This window comes from Campylobacter sp. P091 (genome assembly GCF_002138935.1).
In the GTDB taxonomy this organism is placed as follows: domain Bacteria; phylum Campylobacterota; class Campylobacteria; order Campylobacterales; family Campylobacteraceae; genus Campylobacter; species Campylobacter devanensis.
On sequence record NZ_MJKZ01000008.1, the window covers coordinates 1 to 13,429 of the forward strand.

The 13,429-nt window shown below is 33.9% G+C and carries 9 protein-coding genes; all 9 read right to left on the reverse strand.

The window, feature by feature from the left end:
• Nucleotides 1–161 precede the first annotated feature (161 nt).
• Nucleotides 162–3,713, reverse strand: coding sequence for a pyruvate:ferredoxin (flavodoxin) oxidoreductase (nifJ, locus tag CIGNP91_RS07535; protein WP_086253808.1), 3,552 nt, complete (start codon nt 3,711–3,713; stop codon nt 162–164).
• A 262-nt stretch (nt 3,714–3,975) separates the two neighbouring features.
• Complete coding sequence (locus CIGNP91_RS07540; RefSeq protein WP_180383229.1) at nt 3,976–4,635, reverse strand: HAD family hydrolase; 660 nt, start codon at nt 4,633–4,635, stop codon at nt 3,976–3,978.
• Entirely contained in the window at nt 4,625–5,464 is an 840-nt protein-coding gene (locus CIGNP91_RS07545) for a mechanosensitive ion channel family protein (RefSeq protein ID WP_086253809.1), read from the reverse strand. Before CIGNP91_RS07545 ends, CIGNP91_RS07540 begins: the two co-directional genes overlap by 11 nt.
• Before the next feature lie 2 nt (nt 5,465–5,466).
• Nucleotides 5,467–6,477, reverse strand: a complete 1,011-nt coding sequence (locus CIGNP91_RS07550; protein ID WP_086225464.1) for an OmpA family protein — start codon at nt 6,475–6,477, stop codon at nt 5,467–5,469.
• Nucleotides 6,478–6,890: 413 nt separating this feature from the next.
• On the reverse strand, nt 6,891–7,280 hold the full coding sequence (gene rpsI / locus CIGNP91_RS07555) for a 30S ribosomal protein S9 (protein WP_086225465.1): 390 nt from the start codon (nt 7,278–7,280) through the stop codon (nt 6,891–6,893).
• Between the two features lie 2 nt (nt 7,281–7,282).
• On the reverse strand, nt 7,283–7,708 hold the full coding sequence (rplM, locus tag CIGNP91_RS07560) for a 50S ribosomal protein L13 (RefSeq protein WP_063998780.1): 426 nt from the start codon (nt 7,706–7,708) through the stop codon (nt 7,283–7,285).
• A gap of 86 nt (nt 7,709–7,794) precedes the next feature.
• Nucleotides 7,795–10,554, reverse strand: coding sequence for a RecB-like helicase (locus CIGNP91_RS07565; RefSeq protein ID WP_086253810.1), 2,760 nt, complete (start codon nt 10,552–10,554; stop codon nt 7,795–7,797).
• Nucleotides 10,551–12,905 carry a PD-(D/E)XK nuclease family protein gene (locus CIGNP91_RS07570; RefSeq protein ID WP_086253811.1) on the reverse strand — a complete coding sequence of 785 codons (2,355 nt, stop codon included), beginning with the start codon at nt 12,903–12,905 and terminating at the stop codon, nt 10,551–10,553. Before CIGNP91_RS07570 ends, CIGNP91_RS07565 begins: the two co-directional genes overlap by 4 nt.
• On the reverse strand, nt 12,895–13,428 hold the full coding sequence (locus CIGNP91_RS07575; protein WP_086253812.1) for a hypothetical protein: 534 nt from the start codon (nt 13,426–13,428) through the stop codon (nt 12,895–12,897). The genes CIGNP91_RS07570 and CIGNP91_RS07575 overlap by 11 nt, the downstream gene beginning before the upstream one ends.
• Nucleotide 13,429 lies beyond the last annotated feature (1 nt).

Sequence of the window (13,429 nt, forward strand, 5' to 3'; positions counted from 1 at the left end):
GTGATTAAATTTGTGGGTTTTGGGGGAGGTTAATGGGTTGACTATGGGATAAGAGTGAATTTGAGAGTTTTTGGTTTATAGATAATGTTAAAAAATAATTAAAAAATAAATTTGCCTACTCATAAAAATTATGAGTAGGCCTTAGTGATTAAATTATAAAATTAATTTAACTCATCGCTATAATCAGCTGCGGCTAAGCGTTTTAATTGTCTATATCGTCGCTTAGCATCGCTTAGGTTTTTAGCAAATAGCTCATCTGCGTGATTAGGATTGATCTTTTTAAGCGAGTTATAACGAACTTCGTTTAATAAAAACTCTTCATATCTATCCCAATTAGGCTCTTTGGATGTGATTTTAAGCGGATTTTTGCCTTGGGCTAATAGGCTTGGATCATAGATATATGTAGGCCAATATCCACAAGCTGTGGCTAACTCCGCTTGCTCTCCTGACATAGTAAGGCCACCTTTGATACCATGAGCTATACATGGAGAATAGGCTATTATAAGGCTTGGGCCATCATATTCTTCGGCTGCGGTGATAGCTTTTATCACATTTGCTTGACTAGCATTTAGATTGATTTGGGCTACAAAGATATTGCCATAAGTCATTGAAATTTGGCCTAGATCTTTCTTTTGGACTGCTTTGCCACTAGCGCTAAATTGTGCTACTGAGCCACTTCGGCTAGATTTTGAGCTTTGGCCACCTGTGTTTGAATAAACCTCTGTATCAAGAACCAAGACATTGACATTTTCACCACTTGCTAATACATGATCCAAACCGCCATATCCGATATCATAAGCCCAGCCATCGCCTCCAATAATCCATTGTGATTTTTTGGCTATGTATTGTTTAAGGCTTAGAAGCTCTTTTGCCCCTTCGAAATTTGAATTTGCTTCAAGTAGTGGGACTAAGGTATCTCTAATATTTTGGGTGGCTATTCTATCATTTTTATTAGCTAACCAGTCATTATATAGCGCTGCTATAGCATTTGGGGCTTTGTCTTTGGTATTTAGCATTATGCTCTCTACTCTATTGCGGATAGTTTGCATAGCTATCTCCATACCCATACCAAACTCAGCATTATCTTCAAATAGCGAATTCGCCCATGCTACACCATTGCCTGTTTTATTAGATTTTCTATATGGCGATGATGGTGCTGACCCACCATAAATAGAGCTACAACCAGTCGCATTGGCCACCATCAACTGTTCGCCAAATAGCCTTGTAACTAGAGTGATATATGGCGTTTCACCGCATCCTGGACATGCGCCGTGAAATTCAAATAAAGGTTGAGCAAAGCCTGAGCCTTTGACACTTTGCTTATTCATCAAATCATCTTTATATACTACTTTTTTAAATAGATAATCAGCATTTTCTTGCTCACCCTTTTCTATCTCGCCATTTAGTGGTACCATTACTAGGGATTTCTCTTTGCTTGGACACTCATGAGCACACAGCTCACAGCCTGTACAATCTAGTGGGCTTACTTGAATTTTATATTTTAATCCAGTTAGCTCCTTGCCTTTAGCATCAATTGCTCTATCTTTTACGCCTTGTGGGGCATTTGCCATCTCATTTTCATCTATTAAAAATGGTCTAATAACAGCGTGAGGACATACAAAGGCACATTGATTACACTGGATACAATTCTCCTCTATCCATTTTGGCACCATTACTCCTACGCCTCGCTTTTCAAATTCTGTTGTGCCAGATTCAAAAGAGCCATCTTCATATCCCACAAAGGCTGAAACTGGCAAATAATCCCCACGAGCTGCGTTCATAGGCTTAACGATATTTTCTACAAAATCGCTACCTTTGTATTTATCCTCTTTTACATCATCGCTTAAATTTATCCAGCTTGGATCAATATCGATTTTTACAAGCTCACTAGCACCCTCATCAATGGCTCTATAGTTCATCTCTACAATTTTATCGCCCTTTTTATGATAGGTTTTGTAAGCATACTCTTTCATATATTTTTGAGCTTCTTCATAGTCTATAATGCCTGAAAGCTTGAAAAATGCCGATTGCATAATTGTATTTGTGCGATTTCCTAGACCTATTTCATAGGCTAATTTGGTAGCATTTAGGATATAGAAATTTGCGTTTTTTTGTGCTAGAATGCGTTTTACTCTATTTGGGATTTTCTCTATCGTTTTTTTAACGTCCCAGATGGAATTTAATAAAAATGTCCCCCCATCTCTTAACCCATCTACCACATCATAAATATCCAAATATGCCGCCACCGAACATGCTATAAAATGCGGATTTGATACTAAATATGTAGAGCGGATAGGGTTTTTGCCAAATCTTAAATGGCTTCTAGTATAGCCGCCTGATTTTTTGCTATCGTAAGCAAAATATGCTTGAGCATATAGATCTGTTTTATCGCCGATAATTTTGATTGAGTTTTTGTTTGCTCCAACCGTGCCATCAGCTCCAAGCCCATAAAATAAGCACTCTATACAATCTTCATCACTTAGTGAAATTTTATCTCCTACTGCTAGTGAAGTAAATGAGACATCATCTACTATACCAACTGTAAATCCATCTTTAGGCGTAGGTGAATTTAAATTTTCATATACTGCTAACATTTGAGCTGGATCGACATCTTTTGAGCTTAAGCCATATCTTCCGCCTACGATAATTGGGGCATTTTCTTTGCCATAATATGCAGCTTTGATATCTAAATATAGCGGCTCGCCAAGGCTTCCTGGCTCTTTAGTGCGGTCTAAAACGGCTATTTTTTCTACTGATTTAGGCATCACATCAAACATATATTTAATACTAAATGGTCTATATAGATGGACTTTTAACACGCCTACTTTTTCGCCTTTGGAATTTAGATAATCCACAACTTCTTCAAGCGTTTGAGTAACTGAACCCATCGCTACAATTACTCTAGTAGCATCTTTGGCGCCATAATATACAAATGGGGCGTATTTCCTACCTGTAACCTTAGATATTTCATCCATATAATACGCCACGATATCAGGGATTGCGTCATAGAATTTATTTGTTAGCTCTCTAGTTTGGAAGTATATATCATCATTTTGAGCTGTTCCTCTAATCTTTGGATTTTCTGGATTCATAGAAGTGCGTCTAAACTCTTCAACCGCCTCTTTATCAAGCAATCTATCAAATACACTATAATCCATCACTTCGATTTTTTGAATTTCATGGCTAGTTCTAAACCCATCAAAAAAGTGCATAAATGGCACTCTACCCTTAATAGCGCTAAGGTGAGCTACTCCAGCTAAATCCATTACTTCTTGGACTGAGCCAGTTGCAAGCATAGCAAAACCAGTCTGCCTACAGGCATATATATCTTGATGATCGCCAAATATAGATAGAGCTTGAGCGGCAATAGAGCGAGCTGCGACATGGATTACGCCAGGGAGCATTTGACCTGAAATTTTATACATATTTGGAATTTTAAGCAATAGTCCTTGAGCTGCTGTAAATGTAGTAGTCAATGCTCCAGCTTGAAGGCTACCATGTACCGTACCGGCCGCACCGGCTTCGCTTTGCATCTCGACTACTTTAACAGGCATTCCAAAGAGATTTTTCTTGCCTTCACTTGCCCATATATCCACATAGTCTGCCATAGGTGAACTAGGCGTAATAGGATATATCCCAGCAACTTCTGTAAAAGCATAAGAGGCGTAAGCTGCTGCTTCATTGCCATCCATGGTTTTCATAATTTTACTCATTTGATTCCTTTCTAAGCTAAATTTTTATATTCAAGGAATAAAAATTTAAGACTTATATTAGTTTAATTATTTTTAACTTAAAGTTAGTAATTATATTATAAAAACTTAAAAAATAAGTTAACTATAAATTTATTTTTATATAAATTATCAGTTATATAAATAATACATAGCTCAAAATATGATTTTTCCATAAAATTAATATATAATTAATTAGAAAAAATTAGCCAAATTTTTTAGCTAATTTATAAGTTTAAACAAAAAATCAATAAATTTTATGAATTAGATATCTTGAGATATACTCTACAGCGCTTAAAGTATCTAAGCAGACATAATCACAGATTGATTCTAAATTCTCTCTACTCTCATATCCACAAGTTACGCCAATACTGAAAATACCGGCACTCTTAGCCGCTTTAGCATCCATTGGGGTATCGCCTATCATATAGCTTTTTGGGCTCTTACCAATCGCTTCTAAAGCCTTTAGAATCGGCTCGGGATTTGGCTTTGGATGGGTTACATCATCTCGCCCTATAACAACACTAAAATATTTTAAAATTCCTAAGTTTTCAAGCAAATTTTTAGAATATAAAGAGGTTTTTGTGGTTACTACTCCTAAATTCGCAAATTCACTAGCCTTGCTAACTGCTTCAAATCCACCAGGTAAAAGAGTGGTTTGTGCTAGGTAGTTTTGTCTATAATCTTCTTTGTAAATAGCGATAAAATCAGCTATCAAATGCTCTTTAACTCCAAGTGAGCCAAACATATACTCCAAAGGATGTCCCACTAATGAGCAAATTTGAGCCTTTGTAGGCTCGGTGAGATTATAACTCCTAAAAGCCTTATAAAATCCATTTACGATAGCTTCAGTAGAGTCAATAAGTGTCCCATCAAGATCAAATAAAATAGTAGGATTATTTATCATCTTCGCTCTCTTTCTCATATATATGATGCGTTACAAGTTGCGGATATGGGATACTAATCCCAGCTTCGTCAAATGCCATTTTAACGCCTTCTAGCATAGCTGACTGCGTGGCGCTATAATTTTCATTAAGCACCCAAAATCTAGCTAATATATCAATGCTGTGAGCCCCAAGAGCACTTACTAATACGCTAGGTGCGGGCTCTTTTAGGATTAACTCATTTTGATTTGCGATATTTAAGATTATATCCTTAGCTAATCTTAAATCATCTTTATAATCCACACTAAAAAGTAGCTCAACTCGCCTTGTTGGTGTTAGTGAGAAATTTATAATTTTGCTATTTATGACCTGTTTATTTGGGATAATGACGCTTTTGCCATCGCCAGTTATTAGACATATACTAAACAAATTTAACTCACTCGCTACGCCGTTATATCCGCCAATATCGATATTATCCCCTATCCTAAATGGCCTAAAAAATAGAATCAAAATCCCAGCTCCGATATTGCCAAATGAATCTTTAAAGGCCATACCGATACCAAGCCCTATGGCGCCAAGCATCGCTACAAATGAGGTCGTATCGATACCAAGATTTGCTAATGCTGCTACAATGACAATTATCAAAAATATTGTTTTGGATGAATTTATAATAAAACTGGCTATTAATTTATCTATTTTGGCTTTTTGTATGACTCTTTCTATAACAAGGCAAATTCGCCAAACAATCCACTTGCCAATAAAAAATATAAGTAGTGAAAATATAACTCTAAGGCTATATTTAGCACAAAGTGCCAATATAGCCGTATAATCAAAATCGGTGATTATCTGCATGATTAATTACTAAATTTAGCATCAACACGGCGATTTTGTGCTCTACCCTCTTTAGTTTTGTTTGTAGCGATTGGAGATAACTCACCATAGCCTATTGTTTGGATTCTATCTTTGCTTACACCCATATTTATAAGCACATCTGCTACTGCTTTGGCTCTTTTTTCTGATAAAATTTGGTTATATTTTTCTGAACCTGTAGAATCTGTGTGGCCTTCTAATACAACTTTATACTCGCTATTCATATTTAAAACTTTAGCAACTTCTTCTATTTTAGCTACAAATTTTGGGCTTAAAGTTGCGCTATCACTTGCGAAATTAGCATGTAAATTTAATCTAATTAATTTTTGACAGCCATTTTCATCCACCACGGCACCTGCTGGGGTATTAGGGCATCTATCTTTGCTATTTAACACTCCATCATTATCATCATCGCCATCTATTACTTGTGGAGCGATAGGGGCTTCTTGAGTTATGGTAGGCTCGGATTTTTTGGTAGCACCAAAGCTACTAGCAAAACCTAAAGTATATAAAAATGTACTATCTCCTTCTTTGAAGTTAATAGCATCTCTTGCTTCTAATTTGATAGCAAAATTATCCACTACTTTAAATTTAACCCCCAAACCAGCTTGACCAAATCCATCATCATTAGCATCATTTGCCTCTTTACTTAGATCTTGATATCCAGCACCGGCCAAGGCATAAACAGAAAATCTATCGGTTAAAGCAAAATCTTTTACTAAATTTAAATAGTATCTAGCAATTCTTGTATCATAGCCAATTTCTTTGCCATTTTTGTCTTCAAATGTAGCCTTAGGAGTATAATCAAAGCCAAGCTCAATTTGACTAAGCCAAGATAGATCTAAATTTCTACCTAATCTTAGACCAATTAGCTTTTGATCATCAATACCTTGAGTGCCCTCTGGGTGAGCATATCCACCAACTATGGTTAATTCATATCTATCACTTGCAAATATCGCTGACGCCGCACATAATGCTAAAATGATTTTTTTCATTTTAATTCCTTAAAAGTGTGATTAAATGTAATGATTAATTTAAGAATAATACATTAAATCGCTTTAAAACAATATAAATTTTGTGATTTTGAATATTTGAGATTTATAAAGATTTGGTTACTCTTTTGGGTGAAAATAACCAAAATGAAATTATCAGAAAACTTAATTTATTTTGTGATGCGATTTTATGGCTTTTAGTAATTTATGAAAGTTTAAGAAAAGTAATAAAATGTGGTATCGGAGTTGGATTGCAACTCCGAAACTATTACAAAAAGGAGGTTTATCTGTTGGACATCAGAATTATATGTAATCAATCTTAACTTAATAAAAATTTATTATAAATTTTTGCTAAATAAACAAAATTAAATTTAAAAAAGCTCCAAAAGCCAAAAGGCCTTTGGAAATATGAAATATTATCTTTTTGAGAATTGCGGACTTCTTCTTGCTTTTCTGCGGCCATATTTTTTACGCTCTACAACACGGCTATCACGAGTTAGAAGGCCTTGTGGTTTAAGAGCTGCTCTAAATGTTGCATCAATAGAGGCTAAAGCTCTTGAAATTCCGTGTCTTAAAGCCTCTGCTTGAGCTGAATACCCACCACCTAAAGTCGTAGCTGTGATATCCATAGAAGTTTCTTGTTTTGTTACTAATAATGGTTGAACTACTTTAAGCTTTATAGCTTCGTGTCCGCCAAGCCAAGTATTTAAATCCATACCATTTACTGTGATTTTGCCGCTACCTGGTTTTACCCAAACTTTAGCAACTGCTGTTTTTCTCTTACCTGTTGCGTATGTTGTTGCCATTATTATTTTCCTTCTTTAGCTATTTGTGCAGTGTGCGGATGCTCACTACCAGCATAGATTTTTAATTTTTTAAGCATCTCTTTGCCTAATTTTGTCTTAGGTAGCATACCACGGACTGCTAATTTATAAAGTTTTTCAGGTTTATTAGCTAGTAAATCACCAAATTTTTCGCTTTTTACGCTACCAAAATAGCCTGAATGTCTGTGATAAAGTTTCTCTTCAGCTTTATTCGCACCTGTGAATTCTGCCTTGCTAGCGTTGATGATGATTACATAATCTCCGCAATCAACATTTGGGCTAAATCCTGGCTTATGTTTGCCACGAAGTAGTGTAGCAGCTTCAGTTAGCAATCTACCAAATCTCTTTCCAGAAGCATCAAGAACGATCCAATCACGCTTTACTTCATTTGGCTTTGTTATCTTTGTCATAATCTTGCCTTTTATATAATTAATTTAAGAGATGAAATTATAGCGAGACTAGCTTAAAAATAACTGAATTTAAGAAAATTTTTATATTAGAGCTTTGAAATTCGAATTTCATCATTTAATATATAAATAATACTCGCTTTTACGCTTTTTTGTGGATAAATTTGAGATAAAATATCTAGATATTCTCTGACTTGCTCTTTATGCTCATCGCTATTTTTAAGAGAGGTTTTGTAGTCTATTATCTCTATTTCATCGCTATTTACGCATAATAAATCGATGCGCTTTAACACCCCATTAAATCCGATATCTTGCTCTTGATACAATCTTTTATCTTTTATAATTTCTAAAAATTGCGGGTTATTTAAAAGCATATCAACCCTATCTTTAATATCTTTTAGGCCATCTTGGTCGATAAATGCTCCAAATTTATTATACAAGCAATTTTGAGCGATTTTAAGTGAGTTAAAATCAGCAAAATCAATGCTCTCAAGATAATAATGCAGCGCCTTGCCAAAGTAGATAGAATCTAAATTTAAGCTCTCTTTTGGCTTATCACTGGTTGAAATCTCTTGTGGCGCAACCTTTTCAAATGGTTTAAGATGGGTTATTTGTGGCTTGGACTCTTGCTTTTTGTCACTATTTGGTTTGATAATCCCTAATTTGCATTCATCTAAATTTAGATATTCTACCTTTTGACCATTTGATTCATACATAGTAAAATATGAGATATTGTTGCCATTTGGATTATCTTTGGCTAAGATTATTAAGCTATGTTTAGCCCTGGTTAATGCTACATAAATTTTATTTATAACCTCTTTTCTATCAAGCTCTTTTTGTCTATTTTGAAGCTGGATATAATTCTCATCGCCCAAATACTCAAACACCTTATTAGCTAACCTTATATCCCAGCTATTTGTGCCTAGATTATACTCCATTAAAAATTTATCTTTTTGGCTATTTTCTTTACCTATATAATCAAGCACGATAACATGGTCAAATTGTAGCCCTTTGCTCTTATGAACGGTCATTATCGTTATGCCTTTTTGGCTATTTTTAGCACTGGTTGTCTCGTCATTATCGATATTGAAAGCAAAGTCATATATATCGCTATATTTGCTACTAATCTCATATAGTTTCAATAGATCAACATCGCAAGGCTCAAGCTCAAGGTATTTAGCGATGAATTTAAGAGTTTGAGCTACGCTAGCATCGCTTTTTAACTCTAGTTTGGCTTTTTTGGTTTTAGTTATCTCATATTGGGCGTTTAGATATATCTCATCACCAAAAATAGAGTATTTCAAAAATGCCACCACCGCCGCTACATTGGCACTTTTGATAAGATTATTTGTAGTTTGGGTAGATACTTCTAAGCCTTTAGCTTCTAAATAGTCTTTGATATTATAAATATCACTATTTTTCCAACAAAGTATCGCCATATCTTCATACTTTACACCAAATTTGCTTAGATGATTTATGCTATCATAAATCGCCTCTAAATACTTTTCTCTATCAAATTTAATAACCCTCACATAGCCATCATCTTTGCTATTTGGAATTTGGTCTATGTAGTGTAGATATTTGTATTTAAATTTATCATTTACATATTCTACTATCTTTTTATCACTGCGATAATTTTTATCTAGGCTTTGAGTTTTTATCTGTGAAAAATCTTTTTTAAGCTTATCAAATAACCCACTTTGCCCCCCACGAAATCTATAAATACTCTGCTTTATATCACCAACATAAAAAAAGCTCCCAATGCCACTTTGACCTATGCCAGAGAGACTTTCAGCTATGAGTGGTTCTAATATCTCATATTGCTTGATATCAGTATCTTGAAACTCATCGATCAAAATATGCCTAATCTTAGCATCAAGGCGAAAATATAGCATATCGATATCTTGATTGTTTTTGTTAGTTAAAAGCTCATTAACCCAATTTGTGATATCGGCAAAACTTAGGCTATTTTCACGGCGATTTACATTAGCGATTGCCTTTTTATAGAGATTCACAAAATATGAAATTTGAGATATTTCATACTTCTCAAGAGCTAGATAATACTCTTTTAAAGCACTTATAAACTCATCTCTAGCAGCGTTAAATTCGGCGTTGTCTCTTACTTTATTAAAATAATTTTTATTTATATCTTTTACAACCGCTTTTTCAACTATCTCGTTTAAGCTTAAATTTTTATTAAAATTAGCCACATAATACTTATCGATACTCAATTTCAATGCCACATCACATAACTCATTATATCTATCCATTGCGTTTTCGGAGCTTGGCCATGGGGCGTCGAATTTATCAAATTTAGTTTGTGAGAGTAGAGCAAGCTTTTCAAAAAGGGCATTTTCTTTGCTATTTGTATAATATAGATATTTTGCTACTTTACTCATCATTGAATTTGAGTTTAAGAGCCTTTTAAACTCATTTTTAACATCAATGCTATTATCATTAAGAGAGTTAAAATCTGGCATAAGACCTAAATTTAAGCTAAACTGCCTAAGAATCGTAGCAAAAAAGGAGTCAAATGTAGATATCTTTAACTCACTTGCCAAAAAATCAGCCATAAATTTATCTCTAAGTGCCAAAACTTCTTCTTTTGATTTACCTAAAAGCTCGCAAATAGCATTTCGCTCGCCATCATACTTGCTTAAATGTAGATTACAAAATGTATCTGTGATCCTGTGTTTCATCTCGTTTGCGGCTTTGTTTGTGAATGTTAGGGCTAGGATTTTTCTTGGGTGATTGCCTTTTAATAATAGAGCGATATAGCGAACTGATAGAGCAAATGTCTTGCCACTTCCCGCACTCGCTTCTAAGCACAAATAATTTTCAAATTTCATCTTAATCCCCTTAAACACAGAGATTCATACGGGCATATATCGCAATGTTTTGTATCTTGATCAAATTCAATTTGGGTATTATTCTTCTTTTTTAACTCATCTAAAGCTTCGATTAATTTATCCATGTCGGCTTTGCTATTGGTAAATTTGTTATCATCAAATGAGTAGAAATACCCCTTGGCGGTTTTATCAAATTTCGCTTGATACAAAAGCTCATAAAATGCTAACTGCAAGGACTTTTCATCTGCCTTTCCACTCTTATAATCAATAAGCCAAATATCATCACCATTGATATCCACTCTATCAATCTTGCCTTTGATAGAAATCCCATCAAACTGGGTTTCAATATCCATCTCGCATTTGCTAACGCTAAATCCATCTTTGAAATGGCTATTTTGACTAGATGCGAACTCATCAAGTTTTAGCTTAAAAATCTCGCTTTTTAGCGTGCTCTCTTTTTGATATTTGCTATATATCTGTAAAAACTCGCTTTTATCAAATTTAGCGTTTGATTGCTTGAAATACTCTTCTAAGGCTTTATGTATCAAATTACCAAAATCTAGTGCATCCCTATCATCAAATCTAGACTCTTCAATATTTTTGATATATTTATAATAATACCGCCTTGGACATTTAATATAGGTATCTAAGCGACTAAATGAGAGAGGCCAAGCAAAAAAATCGTGAGTTTCTACAATATCCCTAGGCGTCAAATCAATGGCGATTCCGCCTTGACGCAAGGCGTTTTCATATGAAATTTGAGAAATTTCAATCTTCTTAGCGCCCTCAAAATCCTTAATAAATCTAGATACGATATTCTCATCATTTTCAACATAGCTGATAGATACCCTTTTGGCTCTATTTATCAAGCTTTCATAGTAAAATCTCTGTAAATTCTCCCTATCGCTATGACTGATTAAACCAGCATTTTTTCTCACTACTGAGCTTAGGAACATCTCTTTTTGGCTTCTTTTAGGCACTAAAGAGTCATTGAAATCTACAATTACAATCCCATCATAAGCTCTAGAACGACTCTCTAAAACACCCATTACAGTAACTAATCCACCGCCAGTCATACTCTCTTTTTTATTGGCAAAATTTAACAAAAATAGCTCAAGAAGTTCACTAAATTTAAGTTCAATCTCTCTTAAAAGATTTTTAATATTAAAAAGCTCAGTTTCTATAAACTCAGCAATTTCAGTGCTTTTTTTGATATCACTTAGTAGCAACTTCATAACGCTCTCAAAGCTTTCAAAACTCACTTTTGAATAAAATATTTCTTTAATATGATTATAAATTTGGGTTGATAAATTAAAGCTATTTAGCGTAGCAAGTATTTGATTTGGACTTTGTGTCTCTTTTATATAATTTGGGTTAAATTTATAATCAAGCTCTTGAATAATGGCTTCTTTTAAAGAGTGTAAAAATATACAAATTGGATCATTGCGTAGGCTTTTTCCCATAGCATAATTTAGCATATTATTTTCATCTAGATTTTGCAACACCTCTGCAAAGCTCTCATCGGGTAGTATCACGGCGATATTTTGCGGTTTTATCCCATCTCTTATCATATTTGATATCTCATCAAAAACAAAAGCCGCTTGTAAGCTACGAAGAGAAAATCCCATAATATTTATATTTGGGTTTTGGTTTAGTCTAGTCTTGCTTTCTATGGATTTATCGCTTAAATTTAGCTTATAGTTATGGCTGGTTTTGAAATTTAAATTTGTAAAATTTTTTATCTTTTCTATCGTTTTTTGGTTAAATTTACTACAATCTACACTTAAAATCAACTGAGTTTGCTTAGCGATTTTGGTTAAAATCTCCCACTCTAATGAGGTTAAAATCCCATCAAGCCTAAACTCAATCCTATCAAAATTGCTAATAAAATTTGAGTTTATTTCATAACATTCACTAAGTGTAATATCATCGTATATATTTGATGAATTTAGACTATCTTTATAAATTTTCCCTAAATTATCTAAAATTGTTAAATGTTCATCATAGCTAGCATAAGTATCAGCACTACTTAAATTAGTTACGGTACACTTTTCTCGGCTAAGCTCCTTAAAAAATGAGAATAAATAGTGCGAATTTTTAAGAAAAATTAGAAATTCATTTTTTATATTTAAAATTTTGGAGATATTCTCTACTCTAGCTACAGCATTACGCATATGCAGCAAGCACTCAGTATCGCTAGCACGGCGTTTATTTGGCACATATGTAACCTCTTCAAAAAACTCAGCCGTACTAATAGCCTTTGGTAGAAGCGAATTTAAACTTAGCTTACTAGCATAAAAATCCCGCACATTCCTAGAAGTACTAAAGACAAAAAGCGATCTATTTTGCATATAACTCTACTTGATAAAATCCAGTTTTATTATCATCAACTATAATCTTGGCTTTAATCTGCCATCTACCTGCTTTAGTTAAATTTAGATCATTTATAGCCAACTTGCCATTAATATTTTGCCCATTTAGCTCTCTATCAAATTCACTGCTATCTGGACGAGTTAGCAATATCTTAGAGCTATATTTAGTAGTATTTGTATCAAATTTAATATTAAAGTTTTGATTTAATGGGACTATTGTAGCAGTTTTACCTTTGCGAAGTTTTTGAATTTCATTTGGCAATATCTTGGTGTTTAGCTCAATTTGCGGAGTTGTATTAAAACTAAATTCACGATTAAAATTTGCTTGAGCTGCTTGAATTTCATTAAAATTATTATCAACTTTTTGATACTTATCAAAGTAATAATCATCCATATGCACAGGATAATCAAGCGAATAATATATAGTGTAAGCACATGAACATACTATGGCAAATATAGAGATTACAATCCCGTATGGCCAAAATGTTTTACGATTTTGCATT

Bases quoted from the DNA above. Each gene is read 5' to 3' on its own strand.
- CIGNP91_RS07545 (WP_086253809.1), bottom strand. From the start codon at position 5,464: ATGCAGATAATCACCGATTTTGATTATACGGCTATATTGGCACTTTGT.
- rpsI (WP_086225465.1), bottom strand. From the start codon at position 7,280: ATGGCAACAACATACGCAACAGGTAAGAGAAAAACAGCAGTTGCTAAA.
- CIGNP91_RS07540 (WP_180383229.1), bottom strand. From the start codon at position 4,635: ATGATAAATAATCCTACTATTTTATTTGATCTTGATGGGACACTTATT.
- rplM (WP_063998780.1), bottom strand. From the start codon at position 7,708: ATGACAAAGATAACAAAGCCAAATGAAGTAAAGCGTGATTGGATCGTT.
- CIGNP91_RS07565 (WP_086253810.1), bottom strand. From the start codon at position 10,554: ATGAAATTTGAAAATTATTTGTGCTTAGAAGCGAGTGCGGGAAGTGGC.
- CIGNP91_RS07550 (WP_086225464.1), bottom strand. From the start codon at position 6,477: ATGAAAAAAATCATTTTAGCATTATGTGCGGCGTCAGCGATATTTGCA.
- CIGNP91_RS07575 (WP_086253812.1), bottom strand. From the start codon at position 13,428: ATGCAAAATCGTAAAACATTTTGGCCATACGGGATTGTAATCTCTATA.
- CIGNP91_RS07570 (WP_086253811.1), bottom strand. From the start codon at position 12,905: ATGCAAAATAGATCGCTTTTTGTCTTTAGTACTTCTAGGAATGTGCGG.
- nifJ (WP_086253808.1), bottom strand. From the start codon at position 3,713: ATGAGTAAAATTATGAAAACCATGGATGGCAATGAAGCAGCAGCTTAC.